Here is an 18,086-nt window from a genome sequence, read left to right as displayed (position 1 = left end):
GCTCGCCTCGCACCTATCCGGCGCCGCCGTTGCGGAATCGCTTTCGGTAGTCGGCCGGGCTGATGCCGACGCGGTCGGTGAACAGGCGACGGAAGGTTCCAGGATCCTGATAGCCGATGTGCCCCAGGATCTTTCCGAGAGGCCAGTCGGTCGATTCCAACAACCGTTTCGCTTTTCGGATCCGTGCACGCTGCAGATAACTGCGCGGCGATTCCCCGGTCTCGTCCTTGAACTTCCGAAGCATGGTTCGGGTGCTGAGGTGAAAAGCACTCGACAGCAGATCCAAGTCGTAAGGTTCCGCCATCCGTTCGACCAGCCACCTTCCGACGTCGTCGGCAAACTGTGTGTGTTTGGCGGGCAGCATCGAGTCGAGGATGTACGGAGCTTGACTGGTTCGGTTTTCGGGCGCCAGCGTAATTCTTGCGGTCGTACGCGCAATCTTGTCGCCGAGATGCTCGCGCACGAGTGCTGTTGCGAGGTCGAGTGCGGCGGTGAACGCAGCAGTGGTGGTGACGCCGTCGTCCTGGACGATCAACGAGTCGGTTCGAACCGTCGCACCGGGGTAACGACTTGCGAGGTCCGCACCGTACAGCCACGACGTCGTACATCGGCGTCCGTCGAGCAGTCCCGCCTCGCCCAGCAGATACGCGCCGACACAGACCGACGACACCCGAACGCCGCGCGCCTCGCACGCACGGATGAACTCGATTTCTCTGTCCCACAGCGACAAACGCGTCGCAGGGTCTTCGGACGGCACGAGTTCGAACCCCGGCACAACCAGGTGATCGATGTCGTGATGCCCCTCCTGCACGCCGAGCGAAAATCCACCTGCCGCAACGACGGGCGTGCCGGACGCTGCGATGACCGATACCTCGAAGGGGTCGGCGGGCGCTCCATCAGCGACCCGATTCGCGATCAGGAGAAGGTCGGTGAAAACGAAGATCTCGGCCGCGAGGCAACCTTCGTACGCAAGGACACCTACTCGCACGACGTCGGATCACAGTCCGAGAGTGAGGCCGACGGCCGTAAGCGTCACAGTGAGTTCGAGTGCGAATCCGAGAACGTCTCCGTTGAGTCCGCCGAATCTACGGACGCAGTGACGCACGCACAGCACACTGATCACCAGCGCCGACGCGGTCACGAGAGGGCCGAGCCACCACCGGTCGGTGGCAAAGCCGGAAGCGGCGATCAGCGGAACCGACCACACGATTGCGGCCCACAGCGGTTGTGAATCGGCGACGAGCGCACCGAATCCGCTCGGGCTCGACGCGAGAATACCTCGGCGGCAGGCAAAAACGACGGCCACACGACCCGCAGCGACAGATACGAGAACGGCGATCCACTGCGTGGGGGAGTCGGCAACAGCGAGGACGCCGAAGGAGACCGATTGCAGCCCAAGGAAGATGAACAGTGACGCGACCCCGAACGGTCCGGCACCGCCGCTGTGCATGACCTCGCGGGCGCGCTCCGGTGGACCGTAACAACCCAGTCCGTCGACGGAGTCTGCCAGTCCGTCCACGTGCATCCCGCGTGTCCCGAGAGCGAGCGCACCTACCGTCAGCAAGCCTGCGAGATAGGGATTCAGGCCGATACTGGTTGTGCCCCAGAGCAGAAACGTCGCGGCAATGCCGAGAGCGATCCCGGTGAGCGGAGCTGCCGCGATGGCGCGACGGCCGGCAGTTCGATCGATGTCGGAGGGACCACGAACCGGAAGGACCGTCAGCCACGAGAAGGCCAGCGGCACTCCGGACAGCGGGCCCGCCACGCTCACTCCGCCGTATCGGTCTTGGTCAGGTCGATCGACTCCGGTTCGTCGGCAGGTGCGCTGCCCTGAGTGCTGACACCGGCTTCGGAGAATGTCGCCATCTTGCTCAGGATTGCCACTGCGCCCTGAAGAATCGGGAGAGCGGTGACTGCACCTGAACCTTCACCGAGACGCATGTCGAACTCGACGATCGGGTCGAGACCCATTCGGGTCAATGCGATGGTGTGGGCGGGTTCGGTGGAGCGGTGTCCGGCGACCCACCATTCACGTGCGCCGAAAGCCAGTTCGTCGGCAACCATGGCGGCTGCGGTGACCACAACGCCGTCGAGGATCACCGGCGTACGACGCGAAGCTGCCTGGGCCAGAAAGCCGGCCATCGCGGCGAGGTCGGCACCCGAAGACGTGCGCAGCAGCGCGACTGTGTCGCGAACGTGCGGACGGGCACGCCGGAGAGCGTCGCGAATCGCTGCGGTCTTGCGGATCCATCCGGCGTCGTCGATACCGGTACCTCGACCCACGACCGCGACGGGTTCACTGTCCGTGAGTGCGGCGATGAGTACGGTTGCGGGCGTCGTATTGCCGATGCCCATGTCGCCGGCGATGAGAAGATCTGCGCCCCCGTCGATTTCCTCGTCCGCGATCGCTCGGCCGGCGGCGATGGCCTGAAGGGTTTCCTCGTTCGACATGGCGTCTTCGCGGTCGATGGACCCGGAAGACCTGCGTACCTTGTGGTTCGAGACGGACGGATCGGTATCGCCGTCCACTGCGATGTCGACGACGCGTACCGTGGCGCCGGCAACCTCGGCGAGGACGTTGACCGCCGCGCCGCCCCCGAGGAAGTTGGCGACCATCTGTGCGGTCACTTCCGGCGGATAGGCGGAGACCCCGTTGCGGGCGATTCCGTGATCACCCGCGAACACGACGACGCGAGGCCGAGCGAAAGCATGTGGGGGACAAACTCCTTGGCAGGCTGATGCCCAGCCGGCGAGAGCCTCCAGTCGGCCCAGCGAACCGGCCGGCTTGGTCAGATCACGCTGACGCGCATCGGCCTGCGCTCGCACCTCGCGGTCGGGCGGGGTGACGGGTTCGAAGTCGGCGCTACTGACTGGCGCGACGTCAGGGTTGGCATCTGGATTCGCCCCTGAAATGGCCCCTGGATTGGCCTCGGTACTCACATCGTGCCTTCCGGTTGTGCAGCAGTATCTTTCAAGATGAGCGGTAACCCTGCAACCACTAGTACGACACGATCGCACACCGCGGCGATACGAGCGTTGAGAGTGCCGATCTCGTCGCGGAACAATCGTCCGGACCGCGTCTCGGGGATGACGGCCAAACCCACTTCGGGGCTGACCAGCACCAGGTATCCGCGATAGTTCTCGACACTGGCGACCAGGCTGTCCGCAGCGGGAGTGACGGTGCCGCGCGGAGCGTCCCAGGCGCCTTGCCGATCGAGTTCCGTGGTCAGCCACGTTCCCAGATCGTCGACCAACGTCGCTGTGTGTGAATCGCTTTCGAGCTGCGCCGCGAGATCGCCGGCATCTGCGGTTTCGACCGTCGACCAATGGGAAGGCCGCCTGTTGCGGTGTTGGTCGATCCGGCTCTCCCAGTCTGCGTCGGAGACATCGCGCCTTGCCGTCGCCAGATACCGGATCGGTGCCGAACTTTCGGGTAGGTGGCCTCCACAAACCAAATCCTCGGCGTGCGCGGACTTACCAGACCGCGCGCCGCCGAGGACCAAAGTTCTATACGTGTTCGTCACGCTCAGATTGCGTCGCCCGGCCCCACACGAGGCTTCGGTGCGCGCAGCTTGCGGATCTGCGACGCGCGAACGAACGCGTACCAGCCGAGCTTGAAGCCGCCGTCGGTGCTGTCGGGGAAGCGCTCGGCGACGCGGTTGTTGATCATGCGACCGAGCCAGATGCCTTCACCGACCATGAAGAGCATCATCACGAGCATTGCCAGTGTGACGATCTGCTGGAGCGCGGGCGTGACGAACATGGTCATGATGAGGATCAACGCGAGCGGCATGAAGAGCCCGACGAGGTTGCGGCGAGCGTCGATGAAGTCGCGGACGTAGGCGCGAACCGGTCCCTTGTCGCGGGGGAGCAGGTACTTGTCCTCGCCGGCGAGCATGCGGGCGCGGCGGTCTGCCGACGATGCGCGACGCTCGGCGGCTTCGGCCTTGCGGTCCTCCTTGGAGCCGCGGGTCGCCTTGCGGCGGGCGCGGGCTTCCTTCGCGGTCAGCGGGGCAGGGGCAACGGGGCCACGCCTCTTCGCCTCGGCGTCACGACGCTTGGGTGTGGGGCGGCCCTTGCCCACCTGCTCGATGGGCGCCTCTTCGGAGGCCGAGGATGACTCAGTGCCCTCGACGTCACGTTTGTCGGAGTTGTCTGAGTCACCGCGGCGTAGCAATTTCACACCTCCAGGCTATTGGATAAGTGCACGGTCTGGGAAACCGACGTCGGTCTTTCTGAAAAACCCGATCGCCCGAGGCACTGAAACGCGCGAGATCGTGAAACATCGGGGTCATTCGGGACTCTTAGACTTCGGCTATGCGGGTAATAGTTGCTCCAGATTCGTTCGGCGAAACCCTGACGGCCGTCGAAGCGGCCGAATCCATTTCTGCCGGCTGGCGGCGCGGTCGACCCGAAGACGACGTCGTCACCGCGCCACAATCCGACGGTGGTCCGGGATTCGTCGACGTCTTGGCCACGGTTGGGGGCGACATCCGGACTGCACGGGTGTCCGGGCCTTTGACCGCCGCCGTCGACGCCACGTGGCTGTTCGAGTCGGACACGGCGTACATCGAGTCCGCCGAGGCCGTCGGGCTCGGCCTGCTCGGAGGTCCGCCGACGCGGGACACCGCACTCGCCGCGCACAGTCGCGGTGTGGGAGAGCTGATCGCTGTCGCGCTCGAGGCAGGCGTGAAGACGGTTGTCGTCGGACTCGGTGGGAGTTGCTGCACCGACGGGGGACGTGGACTGGTGGAGGCGCTGGGCGGCCTGGCGGCTGCAACGGCGGCTACGGCAGGCATTCAGTTGGTCGCCGCCACCGACGTCGAACACGTACTTCTCGGCGAGCACGGTGCGGCAGCGGTGTTCGGCCCGCAAAAGGGCGCCGACGCCGAAGCCGTCGCAGTCCTCGAAGCGAGCAACGCGAGATGGGCCGAACAGTTGGAGTCCGTCACCGGAAAACGAGTGTCGAATTTTCCGGGTGCCGGCGCCGCGGGTGGTATCGGTGCCGCGCTCTTTGCGCTCGGTGCACAGCGGCGATCCGGGGCCGACGTCGTCGCGGATCGCACCGGACAGGCCGCGCTACTGGCTTCCGCTGACCTGGTGATCACAGGCGAAGGCAAGTTCGACCACCAATCGCTGCGCGGCAAACTCGTCACAACGCTCGCTTCGGCGGGGGCAGCGCACGGCGTTCCGACGCTCGTCTTTGCCGGCCAGGTGACGCTCGACGAGGCGGACTATGCGTCGACCTCGATAGTCGCGGCGAAGTCGGTGACGGATTTCGCCGGGTCGGTGGAACGTGCGATGGAGGAGGCGTCGGCGTGTCTCGAGGGACTCGCCGAACACACGGCACGCGAGTGGAACTTCTGGCGCGGCGTCCGGAGATGAGGATCCACAAGCGTCGACGCGCCGTTGCCGTGTCGGGAAGACCGGATAGGATGAAGACGAATCGCACCCGGTAAAGGACTGGCGGGAATAAGTCGGCAGCGGCGTACCGTTGAAGCGTTCACGGGTTGGTACGAACATTAGGGAGAGCCCATGACTGTGCAGAACGAGACCGCCACCCACGGCGTCAAGATGACCGAGGCCGCGTCCGCCAAGGCGAAGGCACTCTTCGATCAGGAGGGTCGCGACGACCTCGCGCTGCGTATTGCAGTGCAGCCCGGCGGCTGTGCCGGACTGAAGTACCAGCTGTTCTTCGACGACCGCACGCTCGACGGTGACCTCACTGTCGACTTCAACGGCGTCAACCTGGTTGTCGACCGGATGAGCGCGCCGTACGTCGAAGGTGCGTCCATCGACTTCCTCGACACCATCGAGCAGCAGGGCTTCTCGATCGACAACCCCAATGCAACAGGCTCCTGCGCCTGCGGTGACTCGTTCAACTGAGTCCGTCGATCACAACTCAATTCACGAACAACTGACGCGGAACCGACATTCGGTTTCGCGTCAGTTGTTTGTGGTGACTCGTACGTAGACCGTTCCGATCCGACAGCTCGGGCGCCGATGACGGCGCTACGGGCGGTAACGTGAACTTTTGCTCCTCTTTCATTCTTGTACTCACTTCGCTGAAAGGCCACGATCCGTGACTATTGCGGTAACCGGTTCCATCGCCACCGACCACTTGATGCGCTTCCCCGGCCGCTTCGCCGATCAGCTCCTCGCCGATCAGCTCGCCCACGTTTCGCTGAGTTTCCTGGTCGACGATCTCGTGATTCGCCGCGGTGGTGTCGGCGGCAACATCGCTTACGCCATGGGCGTGCTCGGTGGGTCCCCGCTACTCGTCGGCGCAGTCGGTGCCGACTTCGCCGAGTACCGCACGTGGCTCGAGGACAACGGCGTCGACTGCAGCGCGGTCCGTATCTCGGACAAGGCACATACGGCGCGTTTCGTGTGCACCACCGACGAGGACATGGCGCAGATCGCGTCGTTCTACCCCGGTGCGATGAGCGAGGCTCGCGAGATCGAACTCGCGGCAGTGGCCAAGACTGCAGGCGCAGTCGAGTTGGTGCTGATCGGCGCCAACGACCCCGAGGCCATGGTTCGCCATACCGACGAATGCCGTCTGCTCGGGATTCCGTTCGCAGCGGATCCGTCGCAGCAGCTTGCCCGCCTGTCCGGTGACGAGGCCAAGGCGCTCATTCACGGCGCGAAGTACTTGTTCACCAACGAGTACGAGTGGGGTCTGCTTCAGCAGAAGACTGGTCTGAGCGAGGAAGAGATCCGCGCGCAGGTCGGCATCCGTGTCACCACCCTCGGCTCCAAGGGTGTGGAAATTGTTGACGCCGAAGGTAATTGGGTGCGCGTCGACGTAGTGCCCGAGACCGGCAAGGTGGATCCGACGGGCGTTGGTGACGGCTTCCGCGCCGGGTTCCTGCTCGCACACGGCGCCGGTCTGAGCTTCGAGCGTGCTGCACAGTTGGGATCTTTGGTCGCTGTGTTGATTCTCGAGACCGTGGGAACGCAGGAGTGGGTGTTCAATCGCGACGAGGCACTCAAGCGCCTTACCGACGCATACGGCAGCGCGGCAGCGGACGAGATCGCGACGATCCTGCCGAAGTAGGGCTCCGCGCCGTGAGTGGTTGAGGAGTCCGGAGACTCCCTAACCGCTCACGGGGCCGAAGGCCTAGATATTGACCGGGTACACCGGTTCCTGGATCTGCGGCACGATGCGCTTCTCCACGAAGATTCCGTGCCAGACCATGAAGGTCAGGACGGTCCACAGGCGTCGGCTGTGGTCGGACACGCCCTCGCGGTGATCGTTGAGCATCTTCACGACGGCCTGCTTGTCGAAGATGTGGTCGGTACCCGACTCCTCGATCTGCAGATGTGCCCAGTCGAAGAGTTCGGTGCCGCGCAGCCAGTGGCGTAGGGGAACCGGGAATCCGAGCTTCGCACGGTGCAGAACATGGTGCGGCACAATGCCTTCCAGGGCCTGGCGCAGTGCGTACTTGGTCGTGTCCTTCGTGATCTTCTGATCGAGCGGTACGCGTGACGCGACGTCGAAGACCTCGGGATCGAGGAACGGCACACGCAGTTCCAGCGAGTTGGCCATCGTCATCTTGTCTGCCTTGACGAGGATGTCGCCGCGCAGCCAGGTGAACAGGTCGAGATGCTGCATCCGCGCAACCGGATCCCAGTCCCGTGACTGCGCGTAGATCGGCGCGGTGACGTCCTGGTGAGTCCACTCGGGGCGGAAATCGCGCAGGACGGCGCGGAGCTGAGCGTCGTTGAAGCTACGAGCATTTCCGTAGTAGCGCTCCTCGAGCGTCAAGGAACCGCGGTTGAGCAGACTCTTGCCACGAGTGCCGTCCGGGATGCGTTCGGACAACTTGCCGGCAGCCCGACGCAGTCCCTTGGGGAGGTACTCGAAAGGCTTGAGCGACAACGGCTCACGGTAGATCGTGTAGCCGCCGAACAGCTCGTCGGCACCCTCGCCGGACAGCACGACCTTGACGTGCTTGCGCGCTTCCTTCGCGATGAACCACAGCGGAATCAATGCCGGATCGGCTACCGGGTCGTCGAGGTACCAGACGATCTCGGGAATGGCAGCGGCGAACTCGGCGGGGGAGACCACCTTGACGACGTGCTTCGCGCCGATCGCTGCGGCAGATTCTGCAGCGACGTCGACCTCGGAATAGCCCTCACGTTCGAAACCGGTCGTGAAGGTGATCAGGTTGGGGTTGTGGCGCATCGCCAGCGCCGCGATCGCCGTGGAGTCGATACCACCGGACAAGAACGAACCGACGGTGACGTCGGCGCGCATGTGCTTGGCGACCGAATCCTCGAGTGCCTCGGCGATTTCCTGGTAGCGCGCCTTCTCGGTGCCAGGTGCAAAAGGCTTGGCCGGGAACTTCGGCGTGAAATACCGCGTGAACGTGGGCTCCTCGCCCGGACGCACCCGGGCGAAGCTGCCCGACTCCAGGCGTCGGATCTGCTTGTGCAGTGTTTCCGGCTCCGGTACGTACTGCAGAACGGTGTAGTGCTCGATGGCACGCGGATCCAGCTCGGTACCGATGCCGATCAGATCGGTGAGTTCGAGCAGGCTCTTCTTCTCGCTGCCGAACGCGGTGCCGCCGGCGCCGGTCGCGATGAACAGCGGCTTGATCCCGAATGGATCGCGCGCGATGAACAGCTCGCGTGTGTCGGTGTCCCAGATCGCGAACGCGAACATTCCGCGCAGGCGCCGGACCGCGTCCTCACCCCAGTAGTGGAATGCAGCGACGATGGCCTCGGAGTCGCCCTCGGTGAAGAACTTGGCGTCGTGGTCCTTGACCAGTTCGGCGCGGATCTCCAAGTAGTTGTAGATCTCGCCGTTGAACGTGAGCGCATAACGCTCCGGGTTCTCCGGTGGGCCCCAACGCAGCGGCTGGTGGGAATGAGCGATGTCGATGATCGCCAGGCGGTTGAACCCGAAGACGAGGTGATCGTCGTTCCACGTCCCGTGTTCGTCCGGCCCGCGGTGACGAAGGCAATGCATCGCCTGGTCGACCCGCGAGACGGCGTCCTCGCTGGTTCCGCCAGATGTCAGTAGCCCGAGCAGTCCACACACAGCGTCCGGTTCCTCGATTCAGAATTTTTGTACAGAAGGCTCCCGGACACGAGTGTCGGGGAAAGGTCAACGAACTCTTGACGAAAGTATGCCGCAGATCGACGTCCCTGCCGATCGCGGCGGAACGAATCGACGTGATGTGCGTCGCCGAAACGACCTGAGCCGTTCCTGAGCAGCACCTGAGAGAGCTGTGTGACGTCCGCCGCGACACGGGCGAGGACCCGAGGATGGATAGCGCCCGGCTTTGGTCTACGCTGCGTAGTAATTGGGCCTTCCCTCCGGGCATGCCCTAGTTGAATTTTGTGGCGATCAGGAAGGCGTGAACGTGGCGCAAGGTCGGATCCTTCGGCGAGCGGGGCTGGCAGTATCTCTGGGCATTGCTGCCTTGCTGCTGTCGGGTTGCTCCATCGACAACGAAGTGCTTCGTTTCGGGTGGCCTTCGGGCATCACCCCGGAGGCGACGCGCATGCGTGAGCTGTGGACGTGGTCGGTTGTAGCCGCCCTCGTCATGGGTGTGCTGGTGTGGGGGTTGGTCTTCTGGGCCGTCATCTTCCACCGTAAGAAGAAGGACTCGCCGGAATTCCCGCGTCAGACGGCATACAACGTGCCGCTCGAACTCGGTTACACGGCAGTTCCCTTCGTCATCATCGCGGTTCTCTTCTACTTCACCGTCATTGTTCAGAACCATGTTCTGAACAAGACGGACAATCCTGACGTCGTCGTAGACGTCACGGCCTTCCAGTGGAACTGGAAGTTCGGCTACCGCTCCATCGAGTTCGGTGACGGCTCCGCCAAGTACAACGGAATCGACGTCGAGGCCGAAGAGGCTGCAAAGACCGAGGGTTCCACCGTGAACGAACACGGGGAAGAAGTCCCCGGCCCGATCCACGGCAACAGCACCGAGGACCTGAGCTACCTGCACTACGACAAGATCGAGACCGTCGGTTCCAGCCAGGAGATCCCGATCCTCGTTCTGCCCACCGGCAAGCGGATCCAGTTCGAACTTGCTTCCTCGGACGTCATCCACGCTTTCTGGGTGCCTGAGTTCCTGTTCAAGCGCGACGTTCTCCCGAACCCCAAGGAGAACCACTCGGACAACATCTTCCAGATCAGTGAGATCGAGAAGGAAGGCGCGTTCGTCGGGCGTTGTGCAGAAATGTGTGGCACGTTCCACGCGATGATGAACTTCGAGGTTCGTGCGGTTTCGCCCGAGGACTTCGCCAAGTACATCGAACTGCGCAAGGGTGACGCGGAGGGCAAGGGTGGTCTGACGACCGCTGAGGCTCTGCAGGCAATCGGTCAGTCGCCGGTGGCTACGTCGACCACGCCGTTCAACACCGACCGCGAGTACCGTCAGGCAACCGTCGCCACTGCAGGCAACTGAGCCGGCCAGCCTCTTCACTGAACAAGGACAAGTGCTGATATGAAGATCGAAGCCAAGCTCTTCGAGATCCTGACGATGTTCTTCATTCTCGTCGCGATCATCTACGGAGTGTTCACCGCTCTGTCACGCACAGGTATCGAGTGGGCCGGACTGACGGCCATCGTCCTGTCTGCAGGTCTGACGCTCATCGTGGGTACCTACTTCCGCTTCGTCGCCCGTCGTCTGGACACCCGTCCCGAGGACTACGACGACGCTGAAATCTCGGATGGTGCAGGAGAACTGGGCTTCTTCAGCCCGGGTAGCTTCTGGCCGATCCTGCTTGCCGCTGCTGCTGCACTCGCGGCAGTGTCGCTGGCGTACTTCCAGCCGTGGCTCATCGCAGTCGCAGTTGTCTGTGTGCTCGCCGCAGCCGCAGGCCTGGTGTTCGAGTACTACACCGGACCCGAGAAGCACTAGTTTCACCCGCACTCGAACAGAGGCGCCGCACCCACCCGGGTACGGCGCCTCTGTTGTCGTTTATGTGAGTTTCGGTGGTAGGAGGGTGCCTGTCAACAACCGCTCTCTGTCAATCGTGGAGCGAGTATTCGAGGTCGTAGCGGTGCAGACCGTCGACGACCTCCAGCTCGAGAGTGCCTGCGATGCCCTTCAACTCGCCGGTTCCGGACCCCGGCACGATCTCGTACAGAAGCTTCTGCGTTCCGTCGATCATCTGACCGAACTGCTGCAGGGCGAACGATCCCACAGCTTCGTCGACCTGCCCCGTGACAAACTCCAAAGCGACATAGCCCGCTGCACCGGCTGTCGGATCGCCCGCGGACAGCATCAGGCCGGACGACGTGCCCTCGACGCCGCCGATGAACGTCTTGTCGAACTCGAAGCGTCCGACGCGTCCGGAGAGCTCAGGATCGGCGGGGCGAAGATCGATCTCGAAGGTGCCGCGTGCATGGGATGTCATGGTCCGAGTATCTCACCAGGCGACAACGCCTCGAGGGGACTCCCGAGAACGTGCAACACTCGGTAGATGATTCTCGAACATGCCGTCCTGCAGGTCGATCCGTCGCAGTCAGCGCGTTTCGAGGCCGCATTCGACGTGGCCCGAACCATCATCTCCGAGGTTCCCGGATTCATCAGGCTGCGGCTCTCGCACTGCCAGGAATCACCGGAGCGATATCTCCTGCTGGTCGAGTGGGAAGACGTGGAGTCACACACCATCGGGTTCCGTAAGTCGCCAGGATACGAGAAGTGGCGAGAACTTCTCCATCACTTCTACGAGCCGTTCCCGACGGTGGAGCACTATTCGACTGTGCTCGAGGTCTAGCAAAGCGTAGTGCCTGCTGTTGTCGGCGCTCAGACGACGAACCGGGGGAGTGGTGCCCACTTGGAGGTTGTCCATACTGAATCGCTCAGAGAACGAGTGAGGCCCCGAACCGGAATCCGGTTCGGGGCCTCACTGGTCAACTAACGTTCTTAGTGGAGTTCTCCACTGGAACCATCGGACTTGCCGTTGGTTCGGTTCTGGTAGTCCAGAAGGATCTGAAGCTGCTCGTGCTCAGCTTCGTGATGAGCGGCTTCGAGAGCCTCGCTCTCCTCGACTGGGTCAGCGGTGATCAGGCTACCGCTACCGGGCTTGCCGGCGAGGCCGAGCTTGTTCATCTTCTTCGGGACAGCAGCACCCTGGTACTCGAGCGGGATCGGGTGTCCGTGCTCGTCGACGGGGCCGAGCGGCTGGTGGATCTCGATGTACTGGCCGTTCGGCATCCGCTTGATGATGCCGGTCTCGATGCCGTGTTCGAGGACTGCACGGTCACTGCGCTGCAGGCCGATGCAGAACCGGTACGTCACGAAGTACGCGATGGGCGGAAGGATGACCATGCCGATACGGCCGATCCACGTCATTGCGTTCAGCGAGATGTGCAGGTGGTACGCGATGATGTCGTTGATGCAGGAGATCGTGAGCACCAGGTAGAACGCGATGGACATCGCACCGATAGCGGTACGGACCGGCACGTCGCGCGGGCGCTGCAGGATGTTGTGGTGAGCGTCGTCTCCGGTGAGACGCTTCTCGATCCACGGGTACGCGATCAACAGTGCGAAGACGAGGCCCATGATCAGGGCGACGGCGAACACTGCAGGGATCGTGTACCGGTTGAACAGGTAGATCTCCCACGCCGGCCACAGTCGAGCAAGGCCGTCCGTCCACATCATGTAGATATCGGGCTGGGAACCTGCCGAGACCTGTGACGGGTTGTACGGACCGATGTTCCACACGGGGTTGATCTGGAACAGACCACCGAGCAGTGCGAGCACGCCGAAGGTCATGGCGAAGAACGCGCCACCCTTCATCGCGAAGACCGGGAGGATGCGGACGCCGACGACGTTCTGTTCCGTACGGCCGGGGCCGGGGAACTGCGTGTGCTTCTGGTACCAGACCAACGCGAGGTGGCCGGCGATCAGAGCCAGGATGATGCCCGGGAACAGCAGCACGTGAGCGACGTAGAGACGCGGGATGATGAGGTCGCCGGGGAAGTCGCCGTCGAAGATCAGCCAGTGCATCCAGGTACCGACGATCGGGATACTCATCGTGATACCACCGAAGGCGGCGCGGAGGCCGGTGCCCGAGAGCAGGTCGTCGGGGATGGTGTAACCGAAGAAGCCTTCGAACATCGCCAGGATGAGCAGCAGGCAGCCGATGACCCAGTTCGCTTCACGTGGGCGACGGAAGGCGCCGGTGAAGAAGATGCGAGCGAGGTGAACGATGATCGACGCCGCGAACATCAGTGCAGCCCAGTGGTGAATCTGGCGAACGAAGAGACCGCCGCGCACCTCGAAGGAGATGTTCAGGGTCGTCTCGTAGGCGCGAGACATCGTGACACCGCGAAGCGGCTGGTATGCGCCCTGGTAGACGACGTGTGCCATCGACGGATCGAAGAACAGCGTCAGGAACACACCGGAGATCAGCAGGATCACGAAGCTGTAGAGCGCGATCTCGCCGAGCATGAAGGACCAGTGCGTCGGGAAGACCTTGTTGATCTGCCGGCGCATGCCTGCGGCGAGGTGGTAGCGGGAGTCCATAGCCTCCGCTTGTCCAGCCGCTGCCGCGCTGATCTTGGACGGTTTGGTTGTTGTTGTGGTCACGGTCGACGCTCCCAAAATGCCGGGCCGAGTGCTTCGATGAAGTCACCGTCGGCGACCAGGAAGCCCTCTTCGTTCACTGTAATAGGCAACTGCGGAAGTGCGCGAGCAGCGGGACCGAAGATCGGCTTGCCGTAGGTCAGTGCGTCGAACTGCGACTGGTGGCAGGGGCACAGAATACGGTTGCTCTGCTGTTCGTAGAGCGAGGTGGGGCAACCCAGGTGGGTGCAGATCTTCGAGTAGGCGAAGTAATCGCCGTAGTTGAAGCTTTCCTGGCCCTTACGCTTGGTGACACGCGCGGTGTCTTCCGTGCGGAGGCGGATGAGCATCACCGAGTTACGAATGCCGCGTAGTGCTGCGAGCAGAGCGTGCTCGTCGCCACGGTCGGACTCGCGGAACGGGAAGACCGTTTCCATCGAACCGGCATCGAGATCTTCCGGGCGAACGAGGACGATGTCCTCGGGACGGCCGGTGTCACGACGCAGGTAGATGGTCTCGCCCGGGTAGTTCGGGGTCCAGCCGGACACCCACAGAGGTGAGTCGTCGCCCTTGGCCCACGGGTTCTTGATGAGTCCGCCGAGGGGCATGACCATCATGACGCCGAGTGCGCCGCCGCCGAACATCAAGCTGCGCTTGATGGCCTTGCGGCGGGGGAGGGTGGACGTCTCGAGGGTGTCGCCGAGCTCGGCGACGATCGTGCGACGATCGACCTCGGTGGAACCACCGTCGTGGCGGTCCTGGATCGAGACCTCTTCGGGGATGAACTTCTTCGTGAACTGAACGGCACCGATGCCGACGCCGAGGATCGCCAGACCCATGGTCAAGCCGATCAGCGGGGTGTACAGGCTGTACTTGCCGTAGTTCTCGTCACCGGCGCCTGCGTACTCCCAGGGCCAGAACAGGTAGATCGCGATGAACGCGATCGCCGAAACGCCGGCGAGGCCGAACCAGAAGGCGACGTTGCGCTCGGCGCGCTTTTCCGCCCTGGTGCCCTTTACCGACCAACGATCACGGCGGTAGACGACATCGACGCCATCGAGATTGGTACCCAGCTTGACCAGGTCGTCGCGTGACATCGCGTCGAGCTCTTCATCTGTGTACTTCTTAGGCGTATCGCCGCCATGCTGGCCAGCGTCGCTCATGACCTTGCTCCGATCCACAATGCTGCACCGACGACAGCGATGATTCCGACGGCCCACATGGCGAGACCCTCAGAGGCCGGACCGAGGCCACCGAGCCCGTACCCACCGGGGTCCTTCGACTCGCCCGACGACTTGACGTAGGCGATGATGTCCTTCTTCTCCTCGATCGTCAGCTGACGATCCGAGAACTTCGGCATGTTCTGGGGACCGGTAACCATGGCAGCGTAGATCTGCTGCTCGCTGGCCGGATCCAGGACCGGGGCGTACTTGCCCGAGGACAGTGCGCCACCGCGGCCGGTGAAGTTATGGCACGACGCGCAGTTGAGCCGGAAGAGCTCACTGCCGCGTCCGACGTCGCCACCGCGCAGCGAGGACTGGGCGATTTCGCCGTTCTCGTCGCGGATGAGCGTCGGGCCGCCGCCGTTGGCCTGGATGAAAGCGCCGAGGGCGTCGGTCTGCGCAGCATCGAACTTGGGGTCCTTGCGTGCAGCCTGGGCCTCGTTGCGAGCTGCCGGCATACGACCAGAGGAGACCTGGAAGTACACGGCTGCTTCGCCGACGCCGATGAGGCTGGGACCGCGGTCCTGCACGCCCTGCAAGTTCGCGCCGTGGCACGTGATGCATGACGTGTCGTACAGCTGCTTGCCTTCACGAATCAGGGCTGCTGAATCGTCACTGGCGGTCGCAACCTGCGGAGCTGGTGTCAACGCCGAAGCGAGGAAACCTGCGCTGATCAATCCCATCATCAATACGAGCGCGCCAGTGACGCGCCGGCGGATTTTCCGCTGGCGACGCGACTTCGCGGCATTCGCTGAGTTATCGGATGCGGGAGGGGGGGATGAACTCATCTGTATCCCTTTGGTATGTCGGGACGGAACTGGACGTCAGGGGCTGCCTGGGGCGTACAGCTGATTAACGGATGAAATAAATCGTGGCAAACAGCGCGATCCACACGATGTCGACAAAGTGCCAGTAGTACGAAACAACGATCGCGGCGGTGGCCTGGGCGGGCGTGAACTTGCTGACCCGGGTACGTGCGATCAAGAAGACGAAGGCGATGAGACCGCCGATGACGTGCAGACCGTGGAAGCCGGTGGTCATGTAGAACACCGAGCCGTACACGCTGCTCGAAATCGTGGTGCCCTCGTGCACGAGGTGGTAGTACTCGTAACCCTGGCCGGCGACGAAGAACGCCCCCATGACCAAGGTGATGGTGTACCAGCGACGAAGTCCGAAGACGTCGCCACGCTCGGCCGCGAAGACACCCATCTGGCAGGTGAACGAAGATGCGATAAGCACCAAGGTCACCGGCACGGCCAGATAAAGGTTCAATTCGGTTGGCTCCGGCGGCCAATTTCCGTTCGCCTGAGCTCGTGCCACGAAGTACATGGCAAAGAGCCCTGCGAAGAACATGAGCTCACTTGACAACCACACGATGGTGCCAACGCTGACCATATTCGGCCGGTTCAGCGAGTGCACGCGTTGGGTGATTGCCGATCCTGAAGTCCCTACTGCGCTCGTCACAGACAGAAGTATGACGCTTCGTCGTAAGAGACGACCACTCGGGTCCACCATCGGCGCGTCGCTCGGCTCGAGTTCGCGGGATCGGGCGGCGAACGCGCTGGTGGCGTGGTCGGAATATGCTGGCGCGATGGCAGCTACACACAAGAGTAGACCGTGGTTCCTGAGAATTTTCGGCACGAAGATTCCGACACCGCTCGATGCAGGGCGGTCGGATCTGGTCGTCGTTGCCGAAGGCTTCGACGACGCCGAGGCGAGCTCGACGGCTCTCGAACGTGCCGCCTCCACCGAGCCGGAGTTCAGGGCGGAGTCCGAAGTGGTTCTGCGGCATCATCTCGACCTCCCGGAGGGCTCGGTAGCCGATGCCGAGAGCATCGTCGCCCAGGACGGATATGTGCGAGGCGTGGGTCGGCCCGAGGACGTGACTCCGGTGGTCGAGAATTCGGTTCGCGTCGTCTTCGAGCGTGTCCAGGTGCTTGACGCCCTGCATTGCTCCCAGGAGCGGTCACGAATGGCTGGTCTGGCGCAGCGACTCGGTGGTTCGGTCGCCGGGTGGGACGCGCTCCAGCCCCCGATACTTGCGGAGGCGCCGCCCAAACGCGGTCGCAGAAAGTCCTGAGCGGCCCTATTCGGTTTCCTCGTTACCTCACTGACTAGGCTGCGAGGGTCATCGGCAGCACAAAATGGCAGCGCGAAACGACAGCTCGAAACGACAGCTCGAAATCCAGCCCACTTGAACGACAGGGGACCAAGGCACTATGGCCGGCACCGACGCATCCAACGCCGTGAACGTCGATTCGAGTGCAGTGGTGCGGTCCTGGCCGATGATTCTCGGTTTGCTCACGGACGGCAGTGACTTGTCGGAAGCCGACAGTCGCTGGGCTATGGGCGAGATCATGTCGGACAACGCCACCTCCGCTCAGATCGCTGCTTTCGGGGTCGGTCTGAAGATGAAGGGAGAAACCCCCGCGGAGTTGGAAGGGCTCGCCGCCGCGATGCTCGAACACTCCAGGCGCGTGCCGGTCGATTCCGACGTCGTCGACATCGTCGGCACGGGTGGTGACCGCTCCAACACGGTGAACATCTCGACGATGGCCTCGATCGTGGTTGCCGCGTCCGGTGTGCGAGTTGTCAAGCACGGCAACCGCGCTGCTTCGTCCAAGAGCGGTGGCGCCGACGTGCTCGAGGCGCTCGGCGTTCGCATCAACCTCGGGCCGGAGCAGGTTGCGAGGTGCGTCGAAGAGGTCGGCATCGGCTTTTGTTTCGCGCCGGTCTTCCATCCCGCACTGCGCTTTGCGGCGGTGCCTCGCAAGGAAATCGGCATTCCGACGGCATTCAACGTGCTCGGTCCACTGACCAATCCGGCTCGTCCGCGTGCCGGGCTGATCGGGTGCGCATTTCCGAAACTGATCTCGGTCGTCGCGGGAGTCCTTGCGCAGCGCGGCAATTCGGCGTTGGTGGTACGGGGAGACGACGGACTGGACGAACTGACCACATCGACGACGTCGACGGTTCACATCGTCGGCGGTGGAAGTGTGCGAACTGTCACGCTGGATCCGCGTGACCTCGGAATCGACCGCGTTCCTCTCGAAGAGTTGCGTGGAGGCGACGCCGAAATCAACGCCACCGTCGCCAGAACGCTGCTTTCCGGGCAGAAGGGGCCGGTCCGGGACGCGGTCCTGCTGAACGCGGGAGCAGCCATCGCGGCATTCAACGGTGTCGGCGACGATCTCGAGAGTGCGATCTCTGCCGGGATGACTGCAGCCGCTGCCGCGATCGACAGCGGCGCGGGCGCTGAACTGCTTCACAAGTGGGCGGCGCTCACCGCCGAGCTGGCCGACCAAGCCTGATCGAGGGG

The 18,086-nt window shown here is 63.3% G+C and carries 19 protein-coding genes; 8 read left to right on the top strand and 11 right to left on the bottom strand.

What is annotated here, in order from left to right; all coding sequences use genetic code 11:
• Window positions 1-13 precede the first annotated feature (13 nt).
• Genes M1L53_RS16065 through M1L53_RS16045 form a run of 5 tightly spaced genes read right to left on the bottom strand, consistent with a single transcriptional unit; the run spans window position 14 to window position 4,183 of the window.
• Entirely contained in the window at window positions 14-988 is a 975-nt protein-coding gene (locus tag M1L53_RS16065; protein WP_019748916.1) for a GlxA family transcriptional regulator, read from the bottom strand.
• Between the two features lie 9 nt (window positions 989-997).
• On the bottom strand, window positions 998-1,765 hold the full coding sequence (locus tag M1L53_RS16060) for an adenosylcobinamide-GDP ribazoletransferase (protein WP_083471160.1): 768 nt from the start codon (window positions 1,763-1,765) through the stop codon (window positions 998-1,000).
• Between the two features lie 2 nt (window positions 1,766-1,767).
• On the bottom strand, window positions 1,768-2,913 hold the full coding sequence (cobT, locus tag M1L53_RS16055) for a nicotinate-nucleotide--dimethylbenzimidazole phosphoribosyltransferase (protein ID WP_054187294.1): 1,146 nt from the start codon (window positions 2,911-2,913) through the stop codon (window positions 1,768-1,770).
• Window positions 2,914-2,936: 23 nt separating this feature from the next.
• On the bottom strand, window positions 2,937-3,524 hold the full coding sequence (gene cobU / locus M1L53_RS16050; RefSeq protein ID WP_054187285.1) for a bifunctional adenosylcobinamide kinase/adenosylcobinamide-phosphate guanylyltransferase: 588 nt from the start codon (window positions 3,522-3,524) through the stop codon (window positions 2,937-2,939).
• Window positions 3,525-3,526: 2 nt separating this feature from the next.
• Window positions 3,527-4,183, bottom strand: coding sequence for a DUF3043 domain-containing protein (locus M1L53_RS16045; protein ID WP_054187284.1), 657 nt, complete (start codon window positions 4,181-4,183; stop codon window positions 3,527-3,529).
• A 134-nt stretch (window positions 4,184-4,317) separates the two neighbouring features.
• On the opposite strand from M1L53_RS16045, the gene M1L53_RS16040 reads away from it, so the two are divergent.
• The 3 genes from M1L53_RS16040 (at window position 4,318) to M1L53_RS16030 (ending at window position 7,060) form a co-directional block, all read left to right on the top strand.
• Window positions 4,318-5,385: a glycerate kinase gene (locus M1L53_RS16040; RefSeq protein WP_054187283.1), complete on the top strand. Its 1,068-nt coding sequence runs from the start codon at window positions 4,318-4,320 to the stop codon at window positions 5,383-5,385.
• 150 nt (window positions 5,386-5,535) lie between these two features.
• Entirely contained in the window at window positions 5,536-5,886 is a 351-nt protein-coding gene (locus M1L53_RS16035) for an iron-sulfur cluster assembly accessory protein (protein WP_007730053.1), read from the top strand.
• A 196-nt stretch (window positions 5,887-6,082) separates the two neighbouring features.
• A complete protein-coding gene (locus M1L53_RS16030) occupies window positions 6,083-7,060 on the top strand; it encodes a carbohydrate kinase family protein (RefSeq protein WP_003941700.1) in 978 nt (325 codons plus the stop codon).
• Window positions 7,061-7,123: 63 nt separating this feature from the next.
• Here the strand turns inward: M1L53_RS16030 and asnB are convergent, their stop codons facing one another.
• Window positions 7,124-9,049 carry an asparagine synthase (glutamine-hydrolyzing) gene (asnB, locus tag M1L53_RS16025; protein WP_003941790.1) on the bottom strand — a complete coding sequence of 642 codons (1,926 nt, stop codon included), beginning with the start codon at window positions 9,047-9,049 and terminating at the stop codon, window positions 7,124-7,126.
• A 319-nt stretch (window positions 9,050-9,368) separates the two neighbouring features.
• Between asnB and M1L53_RS16020 the strand changes: the two genes are divergently transcribed.
• Both M1L53_RS16020 and M1L53_RS16015 read left to right on the top strand, forming a co-directional pair.
• Entirely contained in the window at window positions 9,369-10,433 is a 1,065-nt protein-coding gene (locus M1L53_RS16020; protein ID WP_054187282.1) for a cytochrome c oxidase subunit II, read from the top strand.
• 39 nt (window positions 10,434-10,472) lie between these two features.
• Window positions 10,473-10,889, top strand: coding sequence for a cytochrome c oxidase subunit 4 (locus tag M1L53_RS16015; RefSeq protein WP_003941723.1), 417 nt, complete (start codon window positions 10,473-10,475; stop codon window positions 10,887-10,889).
• A 109-nt stretch (window positions 10,890-10,998) separates the two neighbouring features.
• Here the strand turns inward: M1L53_RS16015 and M1L53_RS16010 are convergent, their stop codons facing one another.
• Window positions 10,999-11,388: a DUF3224 domain-containing protein gene (locus M1L53_RS16010; RefSeq protein WP_030537047.1), complete on the bottom strand. Its 390-nt coding sequence runs from the start codon at window positions 11,386-11,388 to the stop codon at window positions 10,999-11,001.
• Between the two features lie 66 nt (window positions 11,389-11,454).
• Between M1L53_RS16010 and M1L53_RS16005 the strand changes: the two genes are divergently transcribed.
• A complete protein-coding gene (locus M1L53_RS16005) occupies window positions 11,455-11,751 on the top strand; it encodes an antibiotic biosynthesis monooxygenase (RefSeq protein ID WP_054187281.1) in 297 nt (98 codons plus the stop codon).
• 149 nt (window positions 11,752-11,900) lie between these two features.
• Here the strand turns inward: M1L53_RS16005 and M1L53_RS16000 are convergent, their stop codons facing one another.
• From M1L53_RS16000 to M1L53_RS15985, 4 genes are all read right to left on the bottom strand, one after another.
• The gene (locus M1L53_RS16000) at window positions 11,901-13,505 is read right to left on the bottom strand and encodes a cytochrome bc complex cytochrome b subunit (protein WP_007730057.1); all 1,605 of its coding nucleotides are present in this window, start codon (window positions 13,503-13,505) and stop codon (window positions 11,901-11,903) included.
• 59 nt (window positions 13,506-13,564) lie between these two features.
• The gene (locus M1L53_RS15995; RefSeq protein ID WP_007730058.1) at window positions 13,565-14,707 is read right to left on the bottom strand and encodes a ubiquinol-cytochrome c reductase iron-sulfur subunit; all 1,143 of its coding nucleotides are present in this window, start codon (window positions 14,705-14,707) and stop codon (window positions 13,565-13,567) included.
• Complete coding sequence (locus M1L53_RS15990) at window positions 14,704-15,555, bottom strand: cytochrome c (RefSeq protein WP_003941682.1); 852 nt, start codon at window positions 15,553-15,555, stop codon at window positions 14,704-14,706. The genes M1L53_RS15995 and M1L53_RS15990 overlap by 4 nt, the downstream gene beginning before the upstream one ends.
• A gap of 64 nt (window positions 15,556-15,619) precedes the next feature.
• Window positions 15,620-16,231: a heme-copper oxidase subunit III gene (locus tag M1L53_RS15985; RefSeq protein WP_007730060.1), complete on the bottom strand. Its 612-nt coding sequence runs from the start codon at window positions 16,229-16,231 to the stop codon at window positions 15,620-15,622.
• Window positions 16,232-16,358: 127 nt separating this feature from the next.
• On the opposite strand from M1L53_RS15985, the gene M1L53_RS15980 reads away from it, so the two are divergent.
• Together M1L53_RS15980 and trpD are read left to right on the top strand one after the other, a co-directional pair.
• Complete coding sequence (locus tag M1L53_RS15980) at window positions 16,359-16,847, top strand: hypothetical protein (protein WP_030537046.1); 489 nt, start codon at window positions 16,359-16,361, stop codon at window positions 16,845-16,847.
• A gap of 139 nt (window positions 16,848-16,986) precedes the next feature.
• Window positions 16,987-18,078, top strand: a complete 1,092-nt coding sequence (gene trpD, locus M1L53_RS15975) for an anthranilate phosphoribosyltransferase (protein WP_003941751.1) — start codon at window positions 16,987-16,989, stop codon at window positions 18,076-18,078.
• The last annotated feature ends 8 nt before the right edge of the window (window positions 18,079-18,086 follow it).

The sequence above is a fragment of the Rhodococcus sp. T9N genome, assembly GCF_024436645.1.
GTDB classification, from domain to species: Bacteria; Actinomycetota; Actinomycetes; order Mycobacteriales; family Mycobacteriaceae; genus Rhodococcus_F; species Rhodococcus_F qingshengii.
This window is presented reverse-complemented; position numbering and strand designations above follow the sequence as displayed.